A 22,007-nucleotide genomic window follows, 5' to 3' on the forward strand; every position below is an offset into this window, starting at 1 on the left:
GGGGGTAAATTTGTGGATAATAGCTTAACTATTTATGTATTATCAGACTCTATAGGAGAGACGGGAGAATTACTATCTCGTGCAGCTTTAAGCCAATTTAATTCAGGCAAATATGAAGTTAAAAGATTCCCTTTTATTACTGCTGAGGACCAAATAATTGAAATGTTTGAAGAAGCTAAAAATCAGCAGAGTGTAGTGGTTTATACCTTAGTAATAGAAAGTTTGAAGAACTTTATTATATCCAAAGGATTGGAACTAAATATTCCTACTGTTGATTTAATGACTCCTACTCTTGATGCTATTGAATCTGTACTTGGATATCAACCTAAAAGAGAATCCGGATTAATTAGGAAATTAGATGAGAATTATTTTAGAAAGGTAGAAGCTGTTGAATTCGCTGTAAAATATGATGATGGAAAGGATTCAAGAGGAATAAAGAAATCAGATATTGTTCTAGTAGGCATCTCAAGAACTTCTAAAACTCCCTTGAGTATGTATTTAGCTCACAAGAATTTTAAAGTAGCAAATGTACCTTTGGTCCCTGAAGTTCCTGCACCTGTTGAATTATTTCAAAAGGACAACAGAAGAATAATAGGTCTAGTTGCAGATCCAATGAAATTAAATGAGATAAGACAGGAAAGGCTAAAAGCTTTAGGGCTAGATGATAATGCAAGCTATGCAAACCTAGAGAGAATAAACTTAGAGTTAGAATATTCTAAAGAAATAATGGAAAAACTTGGATGCATAGTAATAAATGTATCACATAAAGCTATTGAAGAAACAGCAGCTATTGTTATTGAACATATGAAAAAAAACCTTGGTGATAAAATCATTGAATAGAAGTGGTGCTTTTGCACTTCTTTTTTTCTGTATAATATTTTAAATAATTCACGTTAAAAGAAGGATTATTGAAACTTATGTTGTATATATATAATATAGGAATTTATTATGAAAATAAGGGGTATATATATGAATATAAGAATTAGAACTGAAAAGACAGAAGAAGATTTTTTATCTCAATATGCAAAGCTAAGTAAAGATTCTCAAGGTAGAAAGGATTTTGAAGAGAAATGCACCATAAGGACTGATTTTCAAAGAGATAGAGACAGGATAATACATTCTAAATCCTTTAGACGACTTAAGCATAAGACACAGGTCTTTATTGCTCCAGAAGGAGATCATTTCAGGACAAGACTTACTCACACTTTGGAAGTTTCTCAAATAGGTAGAACAATAGGGAGATCACTTCAACTAAATGAAGACTTAATCGAGGCAATATCATTAGGACACGACTTAGGACATACTCCCTTCGGTCATACTGGTGAGAGAGTATTAAATCAATTGCATCCTAAAGGATTTAGGCATAATGAACAATCAGTAAGAATAGTAGACTTTTTAGAACATAAAGATAATAAGATAGGATTAAATTTAACATACGAAGTTAGAGATGGTATAAGAAACCATTCTGGAAGCACTAAATCTCAGACTTTAGAAGGACAAGTAGTAAAATTTGCAGATAGGATAGCATATATTAATCATGATATTGACGATGCTATAAGAGCTGGAGTTATAGAAAAAGATACTTTACCCATAGAATGTATAGAAATTTTGGGAAACACCCATGGAGAAAGAATAAATACCATGATTTTAGACATAATTAAAAATAGTATGGGGAAAAATAGTGTATCCATGAGCCCAAGGATTGCAAATGTCACAAATGCTTTAAGGGATTATATGTTTGAAAATGTATATTTAAATAAAAATGCGAAATCTGAGGAGTCTAAAGCAGAATATGTTTTAGAACAACTTTATAGATATTATTTAAAAAATATAAACTTCCTACCTGAAGAACATTTAAAAATCTATAAGAATATGGATTGTGAGATAGAAGATATTATTTGTGACTATCTAGCTGGTACAACTGATAGATATGTTGTTAATTTATTTAATAATATTTTCATACCAAAACCATGGCAAAAATATTAATATCAAAAAATATTGAAAAAAAAGAAGGAATTTTGATATTTATGTCGAATATATCTTATAGTATCAAAATATTAATAGTTTATGGTAGGTGAGATACTAGGTGATAATATGACGTTATTTATTAATGATGAGACAATTGAAAAGGTTCGAGATACTTTGGACATAGTTAATGTTATTTCAGATTATATTTCTTTAAAAAAGTCAGGCTCGAATTATGTAGGACTTTGTCCTTTCCATAATGAAAAAACACCTTCTTTCACAGTATCTGAACAGAAGCAATATTTTCATTGTTTTGGATGTGGAGAAGGTGGAGATGCTGTGACTTTTATAATGAAAAGGGAAAATTTAGGATTCCCTGAGGCAATAAAGTATTTAGCAGATAAGATGGGAATTGCCATAGAAGAAATAGAGCCAAAAAATGATAAGATATCTCAAGAAAGAAATAGGGGATATGAGATAAACAAAGAGGCTGCTAGGTTTTTTTATAGCAATTTGACAAAAAATAAAAATGCCTTAAATTACTTATATAAAAGAAATATTCCAGATAAAATAATAAAGCAATTTGGATTAGGTTATTCTTTAGATAAATGGGATGCTTTATATAATCATCTCAAGACAAAAGGATATCGAAGTGAGGAAATTGAAAAACTAGGATTGATTGGCAAGAAATCCAGTAGTGAAGGATATTTTGATAAGTTTAGGGACAGAATAATTTTTCCAATTATTGATGTAAAAGGAAGAGTAATAGGTTTTGGCGGAAGAGTATTCAATAATACAATGCCAAAATACTTAAATTCTAAAGAAACTTTAGTTTTCAATAAGGGAACTAATCTTTATGGTTTGAATTTATTAAACAAATTTTCAGATAGAAAAAGAATAGTATTAGTTGAAGGATATATTGATGTAATTTCATTATTTAGTAAAGGTATTAATTATGCAGTTGCAAGCCTAGGTACAGCATTAACAGACAAGCAAGCAAAGCTTTTGAAAAGATATGGTGAAAATATTTATATTTGTTATGATACTGATCAGGCTGGGATAAATGCTACAAACAAGGCAATACAAATGTTGTTAAATGAAGATGTAGATCCTAAAATCATATTACTAGGAGATTATAAGGACCCTGATGATTTCTTAAAAGAGAATAGCCTAAGTGATTTTGAAACTAAATTAAATGAAGCCCTAAATCATATCGACTATAGAATTTATATTAACAAGCAAAAGTATAATTTAAGTGAAGCAGAAGGAAAAATTAAATTTACTATAGAGATAGCTAAGATAATAAAGACCTTAAAAAGTCCCATAGAAAAGGATGTTTATATTAATAAGATATCAAAAGATATGAATATATCAAAAGAAGCAATACAGAAAGAGATTTTTGGCAATACTATAAGAATTCCAAGTAATAATAATTTTAAAGAAAGACAATTAATATCTCCTATTAAAACATTTTTACCATCAGGTAGTCTTACTGCGGAGATTGATTTAATAAAGTTGATGATTTTTGATAAGGATTATTTTGAAATTATAAGCAAAGAAGTTTCCTTAGAGGAATTTGAGAATCATGAATGTAGAGAACTTTTAAAGATTATAAAGGAATTATATGAGGAAGATGAAACAATAGATGAAGATTTTCTATATAAAAAAGTAAAGGAAGTGTCCGATATTAACAATCAATTAATAGATAGGGTCTCTGAAAGGCGTATCAATTTTCTCCCAGAAAATATTGAACAGATGATAAGAGATTTAATAAGCAAATTAAAGATTAGTAAATTAGAATCTAAAAGAAACACTGTTAAAAAAGAAATAGAAGTACTGGAAATGAAAGATAATAGAAACTCTGATGAAGAGGATGAATTTCTTAAACTGTGCATTGAACTAATTAATTTGAATAAAGAACTAAACCTCATTAGACATGAGGAAGGGAGGTAAAATACAATGGCAGAAAACAATAAGGACAATGATAAAGTAAAAAAGTCAAAAGTTGAAGCAGTTAAGAAATTGATCACTAAGGGAAAAAAAGAAGGTGTACTCACTTATACTGAAATAATAGATGGGTTAGAAGAGATTAATCTTGATACAGAGCAAATAGAAGAAGTATATCAAAATCTTGAAGATATGGGAATAGAAGTTATTGGTGATAAAGAAGAGGACATATTATTAGAAAAAGATGATATTGATAAGGATGATACTGAAGAAGAGGATATTAAAGAAGATTTATCAGTACCAAAAGGTATTAATGTGGATGACCCAGTTAGAATGTATCTAAAAGAAATTGGGAAAATACCTTTGTTAACAGGTAATGAAGAAATTGAATTAGCCCAAAGAATGCAAGATGGAGATGAGATGGCTAAAAGAGAGCTAGCAGAGGCTAACCTTAGGCTTGTAGTGAGCATTGCCAAGAGATATGTGGGCAGAGGTATGCTTTTCCTAGATTTAATTCAGGAAGGCAATTTAGGACTTATGAAGGCAGTAGAGAAATTTGACTATAAAAAAGGTTTTAAATTTTCTACCTATGCGACATGGTGGATTCGTCAAGCTATTACAAGAGCCATTGCAGATCAAGCTAGAACTATTAGAATTCCAGTTCATATGGTGGAAACAATAAATAAATTAGTTAGGGTACAAAGGCAATTGGTTCAATCTTTGGGAAGAGACCCTAGTCCTGAGGAAATTGGTAATGAAATGGGTATGGAAGTAGAAAGAGTTAGAGAAATAATGAAAATAGCACAGGAACCAGTTTCTTTAGAGACTCCGATAGGAGAAGAAGAAGATAGTCATCTAGGTGACTTTATACCAGATGATGAAGTACTAGCCCCTGCAGAAGCAGCCACATTTACCATGTTGAGAGAACAATTAATTGATGTATTAGATACATTAACTCCTAGGGAACAAAAAGTACTTAGACTTAGATTTGGATTAGATGATGGTAGAGCTAGAACACTTGAAGAAGTGGGAAAGGAATTTGAAGTTACAAGAGAGAGGATTAGGCAAATTGAGGCTAAAGCCCTAAGAAAATTGCGTCATCCAAGTAGATCTAAAAAACTTAAGGATTTTCTAGAATAAAAAGATTCGCTTTTATGCGAATCTTTATTATACTATTGATACAATTTGTAATTTGTAGAGAGGAAGAAGAAAGATGAAATTATCTAATAGAATGATGTCAATAGCAAGACTAGTGCCCAATAATTCCATAGTGGGTGATATAGGGACAGACCATGGCTTTGTTCCAGCATATTTAATAGAAAATAATATATCAAAAAAGGTTATAGGAACCGATATATCCAAAGGTTCTCTAGATAAAATAATAGAATATGTTAAAGAATTAGGTTTTGAAGATAGAATAGATACTAGACTAGGAGATGGATTAGAAGTAATAAAACCTTATGAAGTAGATACTGTAATAATTGCAGGAATGGGTGGATTGTTAATTAGAGATATACTAGAAAAAAGCAAGAAAGTGTCTGACTCCATAATTAACTTTATACTACAGCCTATGGTTGCAACAAAAGAATTAAGAGAGTATCTTATTAGCAACAACTTTGAAATAATAAAAGAAGAATTAATAAAAGAGGATAATAAATACTATGAATTAATTTATGCAAAAAAGGGTAAGTCTTTTGTTGAGAAAGAGATTTACTATGAAATTAGTCCAATATTAATATCAGATAAGCATCCATTATTAAGGGAGTTTATTGAATTTAAGATAAATTCATCTGAGAATATTAAGGAAGAGTTACAAGGGATAGATACTGAGAAGTCAAAAGAAAGATACATGGAGTTAGCTAATTTGATAAAAGAATATAAGGAGGTGTTAGAATATATTGAGAGCTAAAGATATAATTCAGTTCATGAATATGTGGGCACCACCAAATCTAATTGAAGATTGGGACAATACTGGGTTCCAAATAGGTGAAGAAGAAAAAGAGATAAATAGGATATTGATTGCTTTAGATCTTGATAATGATGTATACAAATATGCCAATGAAAAAAAATTCGATATGATAATTACCCATCATCCCTTAATATTTAAGCCTATTAGTACTATAACTACATCAATGGCAAAGGAAAGACTTATATACAATTTAATAAAAAGTGGGATAGTTGTATTTAATGCTCATACAAACTTAGATCAAGCTCAGGGAGGAGTCAGTGATGAGTTAGCCAGATTGTTGGAACTTAAAGATTGTGTACCACTAATAAAAAATGAATTAAAGGGATTTCAATCAGAATACGGCTATGGAAAAGTAGGAGACATTGAAGAAATAGACCTATACAAATATTTGGATTTTGTTAAAGAAAAATTAGATATAAGCCACTTAGTCATATATGGAGAACAGGACAAAAGAGTGAAAAGGGTAGCTGTATGTGGAGGTAGCGGTGCAGATTTCATACAAAATGCTCACGAGGAAAATGCCTGTATCTATATAACAGGAGATATTAAATATCATGATGCTCAGCTAGGAAATGAACTAAACCTCACTATCATAGATGCAGGGCATTATCATACAGAAAAGGCTATATTACCAGTTATAAAGGAATATATAGAGAAGAAAAGTAATGATAATCTATGTATTGAGATATGGGATAACCCTAGTCCAATATATAAATTATATTAATCTAAGAGGGGTGAAGAGATGGAACAACTAGATCTACTATGGAATTTAGAGATACACCATAATTCACTGGAAGCTTACAAGAAAAAATTATCTAATTTACAAAATTCATCATCCATTATGGATACAGAAAAAGAGATAATGGATATAGATAAAAGATCGGATAAGATTAAGCTTAATCAAGGAGAAGGTAAAAAAAGGCTTATAGAATCAAATCGAATGCTAAAAGAATATAACTACAAGATTGAAGAAGTAGAAAAGAATCTATATGATGGAAGTACTAGCAATCCAAAGCAACTAGAATATTTAAGTGAGGAAAAAGATAAGTTAAAGGAAATAATAAATGAAACAGAAATTGGGATATTGGAGTTCATGGATGATATGGAGAGTCTGGATGAAGAAATAATAGAGCTAGACAAGAGATTAAAATCTATGAAAGATAATAATCTTCAATTAAAAAGAGAATACGAGATTTTAGCAGATGATTTAAAAAACAATATTCAGATTGAAGTAGTCGAGATAAAATCAATAGAAGAAAAAGTTGATGGAGTTATTTTGAATCAATATAAAGCAATAAGAAATAACAGGGGTACTGGTATTGTTCAAGTAAAGGGGCTAGTATGTGGTGGTTGTAATATGATGATACCTACATTTTTGGCTGATAAATTAAATAATAATAATGAAATAATATATTGTGAATCTTGTGGTAGAATATTATATAAGTAATAGAAAATATTAACTTTGCAAATGATGATAATTTATGGTATATTATAATCTGAATTACGAGTAAGTTGAGTGGTCGCGTGCGCTAGCGCATGAGGAAAGTCCGTGCTCCATAGGGCAGGATGCTGGATAACGTCCAGTGGGGGTGACCCTAAGGATAGTGCAACAGAGATATACCGCCTAGGCAACTAGGTAAGGGTGGAAAGGCGAGGTAAGAGCTCACCAGCGCTTAGGTGACTAAGTGGCTATGTAAACCCCATCTGGAGCAAGACCAAAAAGGAACACAAAAAGGTGGTAGCCCGCTGCCGTTCCAAAGGTAGGTCGCATGAACCTATTGGTAACAATAGGTCTAGATAGATGACCATTTAAACAGAACACGGCTTATAGATTTACTCGTAGTACATAAAAGAGAACATAACCTTTCTAGGTTATGTTTTTTTATGTGCTTCAGGGGCATTGTATAATGGCTTGCATTTTGGGATATAGAAAGATATGATTAAATAAAGAATTCAATGAGGTGATAAAATGGAGCACAGCATATTAGGTGAAGCTTATGAAAGTAGTAATGATAAAGAAACACGAAAAGCAATAGGACAATACTATACTCCAGGTTTTATCATTGAATATATTCTTGAAAATACAATGGGGAAAGCAGATATTGTAAAGAACCCATTTATTAGCATTATAGATATTTCCTGTGGAGCAGGATATTTTTTGATGATGGCTTATGATATTTTAAAAGAAAAGTTTGAGTTAAATATAGATAAATTAAGAGATGTATATAGAGATGATATCTATATAGTAGAAAAAAATGGACAGATATCAGAAGTATGTGGTAATAATTATTGGAAAGCTGAGAATATTCACTACCATATATTAACTCATTGTATATATGGAGCGGACAAAGATAATATGGGTGTAGAATTGACTAAAATAGGGCTTTTGGCAAAGAATCCAAATATTGAAATATGCCATGTTAATGTCCTAGAATGTGATAGTCTTATAAGATGGGAAGCAGAAAATATATTTCAGAAAGAATCTCAGGATAATAAAAGACTGATGGAATTTTGGAGCAAGAAATACGATTATGTAATTGGAAATCCTCCCTATATAGGACATAAACAATTGGACTTGCAATATAAGGAGTGGTTGCTTAAGGAATACGGAGATGTATTTAAAGACAAATCGGATATTTCATTTTGCTTTTTTAAGCGAATAAATGAAATCCTAACTCCAGATGGTATTTGCGGAATCATTACATCAAGATATTTTATGGAAAGTCCAACGGGTAGGCAATTGAGATCTTATTTACAAGGCAATGTACATTTCATAGAAATATTAGATTTTTATGGAGCAGAAGTATTTAAAGGAATTGGAGTTGCTACGGCTATATACATTTTTAAGAATAGCAAATTTGAAAATAATGATAATGAAATTCTTGTACATAAGTTATTAGATGATGGGTATCGCCTTGATAATTCACAGAGCTTGGGAGAAATTATAAAGAAGAATATTTTTGAAAGGTTTAAAATTAGTCAATCTAGTTTAGATATAAATAGATGGGTAATCATATCCAATGATAGTCTCAATATATATATTAAAATCCAAAGAAAAACTAAATATAGATTAGGAGATATAGCTAAATCATTTCAAGGAGTTATAACTGGTTGTGATAAAGCATTTATATTGACACAAGACATGATGATTGAATCTAATATTGAAAAGAATTTATTAAAAAAATGGGTTAAAAATAAAAATGTAAGAAGATATCAGATTGTGGATACAGATTTATATCTAATCTATTCAGATTTAATTCAAGGGGAAAATGATTATCCTTATAGTATAGGATTTATTAGAAATTATAGACAGCGATTGGAGAATAGAAGGGAATGTAAGAATGGAATAAGAAAATGGTATGAACTACAATGGGGTCGAGAGATGGAATTATTTGAGCAGCCTAAGATTCTATTTCCTTATAAGGCAGGTAGCAATAGATTTGCATTGGATTATAATAATGTCTATTGTAGTGCAGATGTATATTCAATAATCATAAAGAATGAATATAGAGATAAATTGTCACTAGAATATCTTGTAGGCTTACTTAATTCAAGTATATATGAATTCTATTTTAAGTTGTATGCAAAGAAAATAGGTAAAGGGATGTACGATTATTATCCTAATTCTGTTCTTGATATGATGATAATAACTGAGGATATAATTGATGATATAGAAGCTAGGGTAAGACAAATAATGGAGCTATTAGTCATAGTAGACAAGGATAAAGAGACAATAGATGAAAAGATAAACATACTAGAAAGAGAAATAGATGAGATTATTGCAGCTTACCTTGGAATAAACGAAAATGAGATAAACTATATAAAAGGAATTTTGAATAGATTCTAGTATTTACAGCGGTTTTGATATATAATGTATCTTGAAACTTGACTACAAGGAGGAAATAGACAAATGCAGGAATACATAACAACTGGAGTTTGCGCAAAGGATATTAAGTTTAATGTAGAGAATGGCATAGTAAAGAAAGTGTTTTTCAACGGAGGATGCAATGGAAATTTACAAGGCATCGCTAGTCTTGTTGAAGGCATGGAAGTGGACAAACTTATAGAGAAATTAGCTGGTATAAAGTGTGGCAATAAGGAAACTTCATGTCCAGATCAATTATCAAAAGCTTTAGCTAATTTTACAAGTAAATAAAAAAAGAAATAAGACTTCTGCCCAGTAAGAGGTCTTATTTCTTTATATAAGAGAGCGATTCTACAATTTAAGTAATAGTTTTTTAATAATTTTCTTTAAGTAATTTTTTATGTTTGTTATTTATATAAAAATATATCACAAAATTCAGCTGAAAATACAAGTATAGAAAAATATTATTCAAAACATCAAAGTCATAAGAATTAACTATAGATTTGTTGGTTAATCTCCATAAACAGTCAATAAGCTTTGTAATCATTTTGTAATAAATAGCTTGCACCATCTAATACAATAGAATATAATAATATATGTAATAAATTTATCTAAGGGAGTGTTCATATTGCACAATAGAAAACACAAACTGCCAGCTGTAATTCTTGGAATCTGCCTTGTAGCCTTAGTAGGATTCAAAGATACAGGTATATTTGTTAAAGACTACATTAGTATAAAAGATGATGGTACACAGGGAGAATTTATTAAACAAGAAAGCATTAATGTTATTAGGGAAAATGGAGATAACTATATAGTTGAAAAAGAAGGAAAGTCTTATCAAATACCTTTGGATGCTATGATAAGGACAACAAAAACAACTCAAAAATATAAGGTTATTAAGGAAGCAAGCATTTTAGACAAGCCTATGGGAATGAGCCTTAGATTATTAACTATAGGAGAAATCGTACAAGTGCTTAATTACGAAAATAATTATGGATTATTCAATACAGAAGATGGTTTGAACGGCTATATAGAATTAGACAATGTAGAGGTTATAGTTACTGAATCTATATCTTATGGTACTTCAAAAGTTGACAAAGTTATAAAAGATGATAAATCTTTTTATACTTTAGTTAAAGGTGAAGTTGTAGCTATAAAAGATTTTAAAGATGATATTTACATAATTATAGATGAAAATGGAAATGAATTTAAAGCAAATGAATCATATATAGATCTAAGGAAAACAAAAGATAAAACTACTAGATCTAATGTATCTAGAAGAGCATCTTCTGTCACTAGAGTTATTGAATCAGCATATAACGCATTAGGAAAGCCTTATGTTGGGGGTGGTACTGGAAGCAAAGGCTATGATTGTTCAGGGCTTACTTATTCAATATATTTAAATGAATTAGGTACAAAACTTAATAGAACTTCTCGAGATCAGGCCAAAAATGGTGTAGAAATACAAAAGGCTGATCTTATACCTGGTGATTTAGTGTTTTTCAGAACATCTGGAAAAGGTATTGGGCATGTAGGCTTGTATATTGGAGATAATAATATGATACATGCTTCTTCAGGTAGAAGACAGGTTATGATTTCCTCCTTAGATGAATCTTATTATAAAGCTAGATATGTAACTGCTAGAAGAATCATAAATAATTAATAAGTAATTATTTATGATTTGTAGACAAGCTATTAACCAATGTATTTGTAGGGATTAGTATAATGTTATATCCAAATTTTGTAGTTGAAATACTAGTTGTTGATAATTAAGTATCATGTTATACTTTAATTATATTATTAAAAATTTATCAATCAAATTAAAGGAGGATATCAAATGATTGCTTTATTTAAGCTTTCACCAATCTTATTGTTAGCTGGGCTTATGATGGTTAGCAATATTGAAGCATTTAGTTCTTTAGGAATATCATTAGACATTTTAGTTATTGCGCCTATAGCAACGGTCTATGCAGCAATAGTTGCAGCTATAACTGAGAAGTACAAACTCAATGATATTGTAGATGCTGCAGTAGAAAATGTTAAGGAAATGCAATTGGTATTTTTCATTCTTATGCTTGCTTATGCTATGGCAGAAGCATTTATGTCAACAGGAGTTGGCGCTGCAATTATTAATATGGCTTTAGGATTTGGTATTACAGCTAAAACTGTTGCTGTAACAGCATTTATTATTTCTTGTATATTATCAGTGGCTACTGGAACATCATGGGGTACATTTGCTGCCTGTGCACCTATTTTCTTATGGTTAAGCCATATAGTAGGTGGAGACCCTGTAATTACCCTTGGAGCAATAGCAGGTGGAGCATGTTTCGGAGACAATATTGGACTTATTTCAGATACTACTGTAGTAAGCTCTGGTATTCAAAAGGTAGAAGTTATACACAGAGTTAGACATCAAGGTGTTTGGTCAATAATGTGTTTAGTATTAGCAGCTATTTTATTTGTTGTAGTTAGTTTAGGTTTACCAGGTGAAGTTGGTAGTGCTGCTGATGCAATAGACCAAATTCCAGAAAGTGTATGGACTATATTATCAGAGGAAAGACCTGCTGCAGTAGATTTACTTAATCAGGTAAAAGAAGGCGTACCATTCTATATGATATTACCACTAATAATTGTTTTATTAGCAGCTATAAAGGGAATACCTACACTAGCTTGTCTAGGACTTGGACTTATTTTCTCATATGTTCTTGGTTTATTAGCAGGTACAGTAGAAAACACAACTGCATTCTTAGGAATTATTGAAACAGGTTTTTCAGATGCAGGTTCATGGGTAATAGTTATGATGATGTGGGTAGGAGCCTTTGGTGGTATAATGGCTAAGATGCATGCATTTAAACCACTTTCCACTTTAGTTTCCAAGATAGTAAGAAATGTAAGACAATTAATGTTTGCTAACGGTATTTTATCCATATTAGGTAATGCTGCCTTAGCAGATGAAATGGCTCAAATAGTTACTATCGGACCAATAATCAAGGATTTAACTGATGAAAATGTAGAGGCAAGTGAAGAGGATATGTATAAACTTCGTCTTAGAAATGCTACATTCTCAGATGCTCTTGGAGTATTTGGATCACAACTTATTCCATGGCATGTATATATTGGATTTTTTATAGGTATTGCTAATTCTATTTATCCAATACATCAATTTGTTGAGTTCGATATAATGAAGTATAACTATATGGCAATAGTTGCTGTAGTCTCAATATTGTTATTGACATTAACTGGTTGGGACAGATTTATTCCTCTATTCGGTTTGCCATCTGAACCAGATGTGCAATTAAAGAAAAATCTTAATAAAACTTCAAAAGCTAAGTAAATTAAAGCACCCAAATTTGGGTGCTTTTTTAAATGGTCTTGAAATTAAAGGTGATTATGTTATAATTTGAATTAAAGTTACTTTAGATAATTATGAAAGAGGTGTTGTTAAGTGGCAGAGATTTTAAAAGGTAATGTTGTAGCAGCTAGTATCAAAGAAAAAATGAAAAATGATATTGAAGAACTTTCTAAAACTGGTAAGGTACCTACATTAGGGATTGTTAGATTAGGAAATAATCCTGATGATATTTCATATGAAAAAAGCATAATAAAGAATTGTGATGCAATAGGTGTGAATTCAAAGGTTTTTGAAAAGAATCTAGACATGACAACGGAAGAACTAGTAGACTTTATGAATGAGTTAAATTTAGATGATACTATTTCAGGTGTACTTGTATTTAGACCATTACCAAAGCATATAGATGAAGCAAAGATAAGAGGAGCATTATCTCCTGCTAAGGATGTGGATTGTATGCATCCTTTAAATTTAGCCAAGGTATTTGAAGGGGACATGAGTGGATTTACGCCTTGTACTCCAAAGGCAGCTATGGAGATATTATTATATAACAATGTGGAATTAGAGGGGAAAAATGTAGTTGTTGTCAATAGATCAATGGTATTAGGGAAACCTTTAGCAATGATGCTATTAGAAAAGAATGCAACTGTGACCATCTGCCATTCTAGAACTAAAAACTTGCATGAAATAACATCTAAGGCTGATGTAGTTGTTACAGCTCTAGGTAAGGCTAAATTTTTTGATGCAAAATATTTTAATAAAAATTCAATTTGTATAGATGTAGGAGTTAGCTTAGATAGTGAAGGAAAATTAAGTGGTGATATTGACTATCCAGAAGTATCAGAAATGGTTTCTATGATTACACCTGTTCCAGGTGGAGTTGGAGCAGTAACTACATCACTTCTTCTTTCTCATGTAGTAGAAGCATGCAAAAGAATGTAAAGAAAAAGAGTCTTTTAGACTCTTTTTTTCATTTAATGACAAAAATAGTCATTATTCATTGAAGGAGAATCGCCTCTTTATATAGAATATATAAATAAGGAAAATAGACAGGAGGGGATTTTTTTGTATCTATCAGTAGAAAAATATAAAAATAACTTGTTAGTACAATTCAAAGGTGAGTTAGACCATCATACTACTGAAAATCTAAGGCAAAAGATAGATCAACAATATTTTGACCAAAGACTGAAAAATATTATTTTGGATTTAAGGGGTTTAACATTTATGGACAGTTCAGGTATTGGGCTTATTATGGGAAGATATAGAAATTGTATAGAAAAAAAAGGTACAGTTGCAATAATAAGTGATAATTCTTATGTAGATAAGATGCTTAATATGTCAGGGCTACTAAAGATAATCAAGGTTTATACAACAATTGAATCTGCAGCTGAAAATTTATAGAGGAGATGGAAAAATGGAGAATAATTATATGAAATTAGAATTTTTAAGCAAATCAAGTAATGAATCTTTTGCTAGAGTAGTCGTTGCTGCATTTGCATCTCAATTAGATCCTACTATCGAAGAATTATCAGATATAAAGACAGCAGTTTCTGAAGCTGTAACAAATGCAATAATACATGGATATGAATTTGGTGAAGGTTTGGTTTTCATTGAATCTAAGATTAGTGGAGATGAGATAGAAATAATCATAGAAGATAGGGGTAAAGGAATTACAGATATAGATCAAGCTAGAGAACCATTCTATACATCAAAGCCAAATCTAGAGAGATCAGGTATGGGATTTACTGTTATGGAAACTTTTATGGATAGCTTGGAAATAGAAAGCATAAAAGATAAAGGAACAATAGTTAGGATGACAAAAAGATTTAATAGCCTTTCAGATAAGGAGTAGATACTATGAGTATAAGTAGTGAAAGAAAGGCGTTATTATCCCATGAAGAAACAATGAAGCTTATTAAAGAAGCGCAAGAAGGTAGTAAGGAAGCAAAGGAGATGTTGGTATCATCTAATTTAGGATTAATTAGATCTGTATTGAAAGGATTTATGAATAGAGGATATGAGGTAGATGATTTGTTTCAGATAGGTAGTATAGGTTTACTTAAGGCAATAGATAAGTTTGATTCAAACTTTGATGTTAGATTTTCAACCTATGCAGTGCCTATGATAATTGGGGAGATAAAAAGATTTCTAAGGGATGATGGATTAATTAAAGTAAGTAGATCTCTTAAGCAAACTGCTGCAAGAACAAAGGGTGCAGAAGAGAGCCTATATAAAAAATTAGGAAGGGAGCCTACAATTCATGAAATATCTGAAGAAATTGGAATAGATAAGGAAGAAATTGTAATGGCCCTTGAAGCTTCATATAATCCAGAATATCTTTATGATATCGTACATCAAAATGATGGCTCACCTCTATATTTAATAGATAAAATTAGTAATGAGTCAGAGGATAGTAGAGATTTAGTGGATAATATAATATTAAAAGATATGTTAACAAAATTGAAACCAAGAGATAGGCAAGTAATTATTCTTAGATATTTTAAGGATAAAACTCAAACTGAGGTAGCCAATCAATTAGGTATTTCTCAGGTTCAGGTATCGAGAATTGAAAAAAAAATAATAGAAGAAATGAGAAAAAATTTAGCAAAGGCATAATATATGCCTTTTTTTTGTATTAAATTTTAATTATGGAAGATAATAATCTAAGTGGGGTGATTAAATGACATATCAGTTAAATTATAGAAGAATAATTATTATATTGCTTATTGGATTAATCGGAGTTGTTGGGCTTTTTTGGTATAAAGAGCAAACAACAAATAAGGTAATCCCTAAGAGAGCAAATTTTGTTGAAAGAAAAATAGAATGGAGCAAAATATATGGATAAAGACAAGGTATATATCTCTGTAAAAAAGAAAGCTTCTATTGATATTGAAAGTGATGTACTAGTTAAAGATCTAGGGGAAGTATTTTGTACGAGGGCGGAACTACAATTAGCAATTAGTAACATTGTTATTAAGAACAGGAATGGAGAGGAAGATTGGGATAATATTACTGCAATACAAATAGCGGAAAAGGTTTTAGGGAAATACTCTAATGTTGATTTAGATATGCTAGGAGAGCCAGAAATCTTATTGGAATATAAATCTCAAGAAACTAAAAAGACTTTCTTAGAGTTTGTTAAAATAACATTAATTTGTATAGTTTTATTCTTTGGTGCAGGTTTAGCCATTACAAATTTTCATGAAGATGTGAATACTAAGGCATCAATGGAAAAATTATATTTTACATTAACGGGTGAAAAAGAAGAGAATCCTTTGATTATGAATATACCTTATTCCATAGGGATAGGGGTGGGGGTAATTGTATTTTTCAACAGAATGATTAGTTCTAGCAAGAGAAGAAAAATGGAACCAGGCCCTATGGAGATAGAACTCTATCTTTATGACCAAAGTATGGAAACACAAATATCTAATGAAGTCAAAAAAAATAAAGAACTATAAACAGAGGTGTAATCATGGGTAAATACTTAATTCCAGTAATAGCAGCATTTGGGGGTGGCGTAACAGTTGGTAGTGCAGCAGCAGCATTTATTACTATACTACAAATAATGCCTAGGCTAATTAAGATTAGTGAGTCAAATGAATATATTAAAGTTTATCAATATATGATAATTGCTAGTTTTATTTTATTTACTATAATATACTTTTCAGATTTCCATCTAAGTTTAAGCAAACATACTACAATACCAATGGGCTTTGTCTGCGGAATATTCATAGGAATGGTATCGTCAGCACTTGCAGAGGTATTAAATGTAATACCAGTTTTATCAAAAAAGTTAAAAATAAAAGATAATTTGAAATACATTATATGGACCTTGATGCTAGGCAAGGTAGCTGGGTCCTTATACTTCTGGATATTTATAAAATAAGGAGATGTTATATATGGACAAAATGAATAAAAAGGATTATCAGAAATATGCAGAGAAGAAAGTTCCCAAACCTACATATTTGAAGAATATTTTACTAGCGTTTCTTGTAGGAGGAGGAATATGTACAGTTGGACAGCTTATATTAAATTGGTTAGCAAAAAGTGGATTTGATAATAAAGCTGCTGCAACTGCTACATCAATAATATTGATATTTTTAGGTGCTTCTCTGACTGGCTTAGGTGTATATGACAAAATTGGTAAAGTAGGTGGTGCAGGAGCAGCGATTCCAATTACTGGGTTTTCCAATGCTATGGTATCACCTGCCATGGAATTTAAGACAGAAGGCTTCATTTTTGGAGTTGCGTCTAAGATGTTTATTATAGCAGGACCTGTTTTAGTATATGGAGTAGGTAGTTCAGTAATAGTGGGAATATTATATTTATTATTTACGAAGGGGAGATAATATTATGGCAGTTAAAAGATTAGGTATGCAAACAGTAAAATTTAAGAATCCGCCTTCCATTTTAAGTACCTATACAATAGTAGGGCCAAAGGAAGGTGAAGGACCCTTAAAACAATATTTCGATATGATTTTAGAAGATGACAAATGGGGGCAAGAATCCTTTGAAAAATCTGAGGCAAAAATACAGGAAGAAGCCATAAAAAATGCAATATCAAATGGTGGATTAACTAATCAGGAAATAAATTACTTGATTTCAGGTGATTTACTAAATCAAATAATTTCTTCCACTTATACAGCTAGACAATTGAGTATACCTTATTTTGGACTATATGGTGCTTGTTCCACTATGACAGAATCATTGTCTTTAGGAGCCATGCTTGTGGATGGTGGGTTTGCAGACAATGTGGTATGCGCAACATCCAGCCATTTTAGTTCAGCAGAAAGGCAATTTAGATTTCCATTAGAATATGGGAATCAAAGAAACTTTTCAGCCCAATGGACTGTGACCGGTTCAGGTGCTACTATACTTACTTCATATGGTAGTGGACCATATATAACCTATGTTACTACTGGTAAAATAATTGATTTGGGAATAAAGGATGCAACTAATATGGGTGCAGCCATGGCTCCAGCAGCTGTTGATACATTGCTTACACATTTTAAAGATACAGGGTATTCTCCTTCTGATTATGATTTAATAGCTTCAGGTGATTTAGGTAGAGTAGGAAAGGCTATAGTGTTGGATTTAATGAAGAAGGAAGGCTATGATTTAAATGGCATATATACAGATTGTGGAGCAGAGATTTTCGATGGTGAGGCTCAAGACACCCATGCAGGGGGATCAGGGTGTGGATGTGCAGCAGTTGTATTAAATGGATATATATATAAGGAGATGATGAAGGGCACTTTTAAAAGAATACTCATTATGGCAACAGGAGCTCTTCATTCTACAATTATGACTCAGCAAGGGGAGTCTATCCCAGGAATAGCCCATGCAGTGACAATAGATAGAAATAAGAGTTAGGAGTGAAAGCAATGGAATATATTAGAGCTTTTGTAGTAGGAGGATTAATATGTGTAATAGGGCAAGTGATATTAGATAATACAAAATTAACACCAGCTCATATACTTGTCTCCTTTCTTACAGCGGGGGTCATTTTAGGCGGCATTGGGTTATATGAGCCAATTGTAAAATTTGCTGGAGCAGGTGCTACAGTTCCAATTAGTGGTTTTGGTAATTCACTAGCCAAGGGAGCCATAGAGGCAGTAAAAGCAAAGGGTATAATAGGTGCCTTTACAGGAGGACTAGAAGCAACAGCTGGAGGTGTTGCAGCAGCTATTTTATTTGGTTATATTATGGCATTAATTTCTAGCCCAAAAACGAAAAACTAAGGTTTAACCTTAGTTTCCGTTTCTATTTCCATTATTATCATTATTGTTACTATCATCATCATCGTTATCCCAGTCCCAATCCCAGTCCCATGGGAATGAAGGTAAAAATTCTTCTTCAAGAGGATCTGGTACTATGGTGTTTTCATTATGTTCATCACAGATTTCTGTAGGAGCTGTATATTGAAAATCTGTTGGTACAATGCCATTATGTTCACTTGGATTATAAGGTGGTGTACGCTCGATAAACACTTTTGTTTCTAGATTTTCTGTAGGGCAATATTCATTGGCGATTTTTCCATTAGTTTTATCAACAATTACTTCTACATGAACATCGCAATATTCTTTAGGCTCAGTTCCTTTTACAAACATCTCTGATCTTACTGTAGATCCACGAGGATCAAGAGTACAAAGTTCTGTTGGTAGCTTTCCAGATTGAGTACATACATTAACCGATACAATATTATCAGGTTTATTGAATGAAGTTTTGCTTTCTAGACCTTCATGCATTTTAGTCATTATATGTTGCCATAACTGGGCAGCTGTTCCACTACTATTAGTAAGAGTAATTTTAGGAGAATCATTTCCTATCCAAACACTAGTAGCATAATATGGTGTAAATCCTACAAACCAAATATCAGCTTGATTTTGTGTTGTACCAGTTTTACCTGCTACTGCCATGTCAGATATTTTTGCTCTTCCTGCTATACCATTAGATACTGTTGTCCTTAGTATGTCTGACATTATATAAGCAACCTGAGGGGATACAACAATGTTTTCGTTTGGTATATTATCGATTAAAACATTACCATTTTTATCTAAAATCTTTGTAAATGCTATAGGTTCTATATATACTCCACCATTTGCTATTGCACCATAAGCTGCAGTTATTTCTAATGGTGTTAGACCAGAAGTCATTCCACCTAAGCCTAATGCTGCTAAAGTTTCATCATTAGTAACTCTATTTTCTTTAGCTGTAACAAAGCTATCATTATCAGGATCAGTTTTGCTAATTATTCCTAGTTTTTCAAGATAAGCCATAGAAGTACTGACACCAACTGATTCTACCATTTTAACAGAGTTTACATTAACTGATTGTTCTACAGATCGTCTAAGGGTATGGATACCCCTATATCTATCTTTATACCAGTTTTTAGGCCATAAGTCACCATTCACATAGAAGGGAATGTCATCTATAATTGATGCAGCATTATAACCATTATCTAAGGCCGGTAAATAAGCCGCAATAGGTTTCATAGCAGAACCAGGTTGTCTTTGAGAAGCAGTAGCCCTATTTAATATCCTTGCTCCTTCAATATCCCTACCACCAACTAAAGCTTTAATTTGACCTGTCCAATAGTCTAATACTACAGTTGCAGATTGTGGTTGAACAACACCATCCTGCGACCTAAAAAAGTACTTATCATTGATTAATAAATTTTCATTCTCATCAATTTTATAGAAGTCTTTATTTTCACTTAAGTATGAGCTACTAATTGTAATTTCTTTAGTATCAGATATACTAAACTTATTTTCAGGTAAGACAATAGAACCAACAGTATGGGTAACAAGATTTTTGTTATCATCTACACGATAATAGTCAGCTACATCTATATGTTTAGGATAAGGTGATAATTTTTTATTTTTGATATATAGATTACCATCAGTGATTTCATAGCTTCCTTTTTCTAGCTTTAGATTAAAATCTTCATCAAATAAGTTATCACGATGATAAAAAATAATATTATTCTTATCGTCTAATATATTATTAGCTTTACTTAGTCGCCAATCTACTAAAACAGGACCTTTTATCTTTTCTGTATTACCTATTAATATCTCAGTAAAATTATTATATACATCTTCTAATAGTTTTTGTTGCTTAACATCCATAGTTGAATAAATAGTAAGTCCACCTGTTAATAGCTCATCCTGAGCTTCTTCTTTAGTATATCCTAACCTTTCTACCAATGCTTCCACTGTTTGAGTCTTTACATAATCAGTGAAATAGGAAGATATACCTTCAATTTTCTTTTGGCCTGGTTGTAGATTGTTTTTAATACTTTCATTTAATGCAGTTTCATATTCAGACTCAGTGATTTTTCCTACTTTAAGCATTTGTTTTAATACAAGTTTCTGTCTATTTACAGCCTCTTCATTATATACAGCAATATATTTTTGTCCTAAAATTTCTAGTCTTCCAACCTCAAAATGTTTTGTACTATCGAAGTTTTCAGGGCTAACAGTTTTATAAGGAGCAAACTTAGTTGGTGACTTGACTATTCCTGCGAACAATGCAGCTTCAGCAATACTAAGATCCTCTACATTCTTAGAGAAATAAGTTTGTGAACCTTCTTGTACACCATAGGCACCCTGTCCTAAATTAACCCTGTTTAAGTATGCCTCTAGTATTTGATCCTTTGTAAGTAATTTTTCCATTTGAATCGCTAAATAAGCTTCTTTGATCTTTCTATCCCAATCTTTATCTCTTGTTAGATAGACATCCTTCATTAGCTGCTGGGTTATTGTACTAGCACCTCTAACTATTGTTCCAGCCTTTAAATTATCTATAGCAGAAGAAACTATTCCACGAGGGTCAACACCTATATGGGTTTCAAATCTTTCATCCTCAATTGCTATAAATGCATTTCTCAGATGTTTAGGCATTTGATTTAATTTTACAATTGTTCTAAACTCTAGGGTTTGAATTTTTTCAATCAATTCGCCATTTGCGTCAACTATTGTTGATGTCTGATCTAAGCTAGCAGTTACATCTGAAGGGTCAACCTCAGGTACATCCTTAAGAATAGATAGGACTGCTCCAACTACAACACCCCCAACAACTACAGATAGCATTAAAAATATAATTAAAAATATCTTTAAAGACTTTGATATAATCTGCCCAGTGGATTGCTTTTTTTCTTTCTTTTTCTTCCTTTTATCTTCATTATTATTTTGCATGATTTACCTCCTTAATTGAGAAAAGGCTATAACTTATTTATTATACCACAAAAAAATTAGAATGTTAATATTTCATAGAAGAAAGCTATTACAATATGGTTACAAAATACTAGAAATATATTTTAATAATTGTGTCCTAATTAGGAAGCTTAATACATTATATTAGATAAAATATTGAATTAGTGATATAATAAATAGAAGTAAAAAAATTCT

22 protein-coding genes and 1 other RNA gene are annotated in these 22,007 nt (G+C 31.4%); 22 read left to right on the plus strand and 1 reads right to left on the minus strand.

Annotation, left to right across the window (positions count from 1 at the left end):
* Positions 1 to 12 precede the first annotated feature (12 nt).
* The 22 genes from RIN63_RS11155 to spoVAE all read left to right on the plus strand — a co-directional run bounded on the left by RIN63_RS11155 (position 13) and on the right by spoVAE (position 18,839).
* Positions 13 to 840 (plus strand): pyruvate, water dikinase regulatory protein, encoded by an 828-nt coding sequence (locus RIN63_RS11155; protein ID WP_310444808.1) that lies wholly within the window; start codon positions 13 to 15, stop codon positions 838 to 840.
* 129 nt (positions 841 to 969) lie between these two features.
* Positions 970 to 1,986: a deoxyguanosinetriphosphate triphosphohydrolase gene (locus RIN63_RS11160; RefSeq protein WP_310444809.1), complete on the plus strand. Its 1,017-nt coding sequence runs from the start codon at positions 970 to 972 to the stop codon at positions 1,984 to 1,986.
* Between the two features lie 81 nt (positions 1,987 to 2,067).
* On the plus strand, positions 2,068 to 3,918 hold the full coding sequence (gene dnaG / locus RIN63_RS11165) for a DNA primase (protein WP_310444810.1): 1,851 nt from the start codon (positions 2,068 to 2,070) through the stop codon (positions 3,916 to 3,918).
* Positions 3,919 to 3,924: 6 nt separating this feature from the next.
* Positions 3,925 to 5,052 carry an RNA polymerase sigma factor RpoD gene (gene rpoD, locus RIN63_RS11170; RefSeq protein ID WP_310444811.1) on the plus strand — a complete coding sequence of 376 codons (1,128 nt, stop codon included), beginning with the start codon at positions 3,925 to 3,927 and terminating at the stop codon, positions 5,050 to 5,052.
* A gap of 73 nt (positions 5,053 to 5,125) precedes the next feature.
* A complete protein-coding gene (locus RIN63_RS11175) occupies positions 5,126 to 5,821 on the plus strand; it encodes a class I SAM-dependent methyltransferase (protein ID WP_310444812.1) in 696 nt (231 codons plus the stop codon).
* A complete protein-coding gene (locus RIN63_RS11180) occupies positions 5,811 to 6,605 on the plus strand; it encodes a Nif3-like dinuclear metal center hexameric protein (protein ID WP_310444813.1) in 795 nt (264 codons plus the stop codon). The genes RIN63_RS11175 and RIN63_RS11180 overlap by 11 nt, the downstream gene beginning before the upstream one ends.
* Positions 6,606 to 6,623: 18 nt before the next feature.
* Complete coding sequence (locus RIN63_RS11185) at positions 6,624 to 7,328, plus strand: C4-type zinc ribbon domain-containing protein (protein ID WP_310444814.1); 705 nt, start codon at positions 6,624 to 6,626, stop codon at positions 7,326 to 7,328.
* 57 nt (positions 7,329 to 7,385) lie between these two features.
* An RNA gene (rnpB, locus tag RIN63_RS11190) (RNase P RNA component class A) lies at positions 7,386 to 7,725 on the plus strand.
* Between the two features lie 125 nt (positions 7,726 to 7,850).
* Complete coding sequence (locus tag RIN63_RS11195) at positions 7,851 to 9,728, plus strand: Eco57I restriction-modification methylase domain-containing protein (protein ID WP_310444815.1); 1,878 nt, start codon at positions 7,851 to 7,853, stop codon at positions 9,726 to 9,728.
* Between the two features lie 63 nt (positions 9,729 to 9,791).
* Positions 9,792 to 10,037, plus strand: a complete 246-nt coding sequence (locus tag RIN63_RS11200) for a TIGR03905 family TSCPD domain-containing protein (protein ID WP_310444816.1) — start codon at positions 9,792 to 9,794, stop codon at positions 10,035 to 10,037.
* A 337-nt stretch (positions 10,038 to 10,374) separates the two neighbouring features.
* On the plus strand, positions 10,375 to 11,409 hold the full coding sequence (locus tag RIN63_RS11205) for a C40 family peptidase (protein WP_310444817.1): 1,035 nt from the start codon (positions 10,375 to 10,377) through the stop codon (positions 11,407 to 11,409).
* 174 nt (positions 11,410 to 11,583) lie between these two features.
* On the plus strand, positions 11,584 to 13,080 hold the full coding sequence (locus RIN63_RS11210) for a Na+/H+ antiporter NhaC family protein (protein ID WP_310444818.1): 1,497 nt from the start codon (positions 11,584 to 11,586) through the stop codon (positions 13,078 to 13,080).
* Between the two features lie 111 nt (positions 13,081 to 13,191).
* Complete coding sequence (locus RIN63_RS11215; protein WP_310444819.1) at positions 13,192 to 14,037, plus strand: bifunctional 5,10-methylenetetrahydrofolate dehydrogenase/5,10-methenyltetrahydrofolate cyclohydrolase; 846 nt, start codon at positions 13,192 to 13,194, stop codon at positions 14,035 to 14,037.
* Positions 14,038 to 14,160: 123 nt separating this feature from the next.
* Positions 14,161 to 14,496, plus strand: a complete 336-nt coding sequence (gene spoIIAA, locus RIN63_RS11220) for an anti-sigma F factor antagonist (RefSeq protein WP_310444820.1) — start codon at positions 14,161 to 14,163, stop codon at positions 14,494 to 14,496.
* Positions 14,497 to 14,509: 13 nt separating this feature from the next.
* Positions 14,510 to 14,947 carry an anti-sigma F factor gene (gene spoIIAB / locus RIN63_RS11225; protein ID WP_310444821.1) on the plus strand — a complete coding sequence of 146 codons (438 nt, stop codon included), beginning with the start codon at positions 14,510 to 14,512 and terminating at the stop codon, positions 14,945 to 14,947.
* 5 nt (positions 14,948 to 14,952) lie between these two features.
* A complete protein-coding gene (gene sigF / locus RIN63_RS11230) occupies positions 14,953 to 15,711 on the plus strand; it encodes an RNA polymerase sporulation sigma factor SigF (RefSeq protein ID WP_310444822.1) in 759 nt (252 codons plus the stop codon).
* Positions 15,712 to 15,775: 64 nt separating this feature from the next.
* A complete protein-coding gene (locus tag RIN63_RS11235; protein ID WP_310444823.1) occupies positions 15,776 to 15,940 on the plus strand; it encodes a hypothetical protein in 165 nt (54 codons plus the stop codon).
* A complete protein-coding gene (locus RIN63_RS11240) occupies positions 15,933 to 16,556 on the plus strand; it encodes a stage V sporulation protein AA (RefSeq protein WP_310444824.1) in 624 nt (207 codons plus the stop codon). The genes RIN63_RS11235 and RIN63_RS11240 overlap by 8 nt, the downstream gene beginning before the upstream one ends.
* A 14-nt stretch (positions 16,557 to 16,570) precedes the next feature.
* Positions 16,571 to 16,984 (plus strand): stage V sporulation protein AB, encoded by a 414-nt coding sequence (locus RIN63_RS11245; protein WP_310444825.1) that lies wholly within the window; start codon positions 16,571 to 16,573, stop codon positions 16,982 to 16,984.
* A 13-nt stretch (positions 16,985 to 16,997) separates the two neighbouring features.
* Positions 16,998 to 17,447 (plus strand): stage V sporulation protein AC, encoded by a 450-nt coding sequence (gene spoVAC, locus RIN63_RS11250; RefSeq protein ID WP_310444826.1) that lies wholly within the window; start codon positions 16,998 to 17,000, stop codon positions 17,445 to 17,447.
* A gap of 4 nt (positions 17,448 to 17,451) precedes the next feature.
* Positions 17,452 to 18,471 (plus strand): stage V sporulation protein AD, encoded by a 1,020-nt coding sequence (gene spoVAD / locus RIN63_RS11255; RefSeq protein ID WP_310444827.1) that lies wholly within the window; start codon positions 17,452 to 17,454, stop codon positions 18,469 to 18,471.
* A gap of 11 nt (positions 18,472 to 18,482) precedes the next feature.
* Positions 18,483 to 18,839: a stage V sporulation protein AE gene (spoVAE, locus tag RIN63_RS11260; protein ID WP_310444828.1), complete on the plus strand. Its 357-nt coding sequence runs from the start codon at positions 18,483 to 18,485 to the stop codon at positions 18,837 to 18,839.
* A 9-nt stretch (positions 18,840 to 18,848) separates the two neighbouring features.
* Here the strand turns inward: spoVAE and RIN63_RS11265 are convergent, their stop codons facing one another.
* Entirely contained in the window at positions 18,849 to 21,794 is a 2,946-nt protein-coding gene (locus tag RIN63_RS11265) for a PBP1A family penicillin-binding protein (protein ID WP_310444829.1), read from the minus strand.
* Positions 21,795 to 22,007: the final 213 nt, after the last annotated feature.

The sequence above is a fragment of the Tissierella sp. genome, from assembly GCF_031460495.1.
In the GTDB taxonomy this organism is placed as follows: Bacteria; Bacillota; Clostridia; order Tissierellales; family Tissierellaceae; genus JAVKTS01.

Bases quoted from the DNA above. Each gene is read 5' to 3' on its own strand.
- RIN63_RS11240 (WP_310444824.1), top strand. From the start codon at position 15,933: ATGGATAAAGACAAGGTATATATCTCTGTAAAAAAGAAAGCTTCTATT.
- rpoD (WP_310444811.1), top strand. From the start codon at position 3,925: ATGGCAGAAAACAATAAGGACAATGATAAAGTAAAAAAGTCAAAAGTT.
- RIN63_RS11265 (WP_310444829.1), bottom strand. From the start codon at position 21,794: ATGCAAAATAATAATGAAGATAAAAGGAAGAAAAAGAAAGAAAAAAAG.
- RIN63_RS11185 (WP_310444814.1), top strand. From the start codon at position 6,624: ATGGAACAACTAGATCTACTATGGAATTTAGAGATACACCATAATTCA.
- spoVAC (WP_310444826.1), top strand. From the start codon at position 16,998: ATGGACAAAATGAATAAAAAGGATTATCAGAAATATGCAGAGAAGAAA.
- sigF (WP_310444822.1), top strand. From the start codon at position 14,953: ATGAGTATAAGTAGTGAAAGAAAGGCGTTATTATCCCATGAAGAAACA.
- dnaG (WP_310444810.1), top strand. From the start codon at position 2,068: ATGGTAGGTGAGATACTAGGTGATAATATGACGTTATTTATTAATGAT.
- RIN63_RS11210 (WP_310444818.1), top strand. From the start codon at position 11,584: ATGATTGCTTTATTTAAGCTTTCACCAATCTTATTGTTAGCTGGGCTT.
- RIN63_RS11235 (WP_310444823.1), top strand. From the start codon at position 15,776: ATGACATATCAGTTAAATTATAGAAGAATAATTATTATATTGCTTATT.
- spoVAE (WP_310444828.1), top strand. From the start codon at position 18,483: ATGGAATATATTAGAGCTTTTGTAGTAGGAGGATTAATATGTGTAATA.
- RIN63_RS11160 (WP_310444809.1), top strand. From the start codon at position 970: ATGAATATAAGAATTAGAACTGAAAAGACAGAAGAAGATTTTTTATCT.
- RIN63_RS11245 (WP_310444825.1), top strand. From the start codon at position 16,571: ATGGGTAAATACTTAATTCCAGTAATAGCAGCATTTGGGGGTGGCGTA.
- RIN63_RS11200 (WP_310444816.1), top strand. From the start codon at position 9,792: ATGCAGGAATACATAACAACTGGAGTTTGCGCAAAGGATATTAAGTTT.
- RIN63_RS11175 (WP_310444812.1), top strand. From the start codon at position 5,126: ATGAAATTATCTAATAGAATGATGTCAATAGCAAGACTAGTGCCCAAT.
- RIN63_RS11195 (WP_310444815.1), top strand. From the start codon at position 7,851: ATGGAGCACAGCATATTAGGTGAAGCTTATGAAAGTAGTAATGATAAA.
- spoVAD (WP_310444827.1), top strand. From the start codon at position 17,452: ATGGCAGTTAAAAGATTAGGTATGCAAACAGTAAAATTTAAGAATCCG.
- spoIIAB (WP_310444821.1), top strand. From the start codon at position 14,510: ATGGAGAATAATTATATGAAATTAGAATTTTTAAGCAAATCAAGTAAT.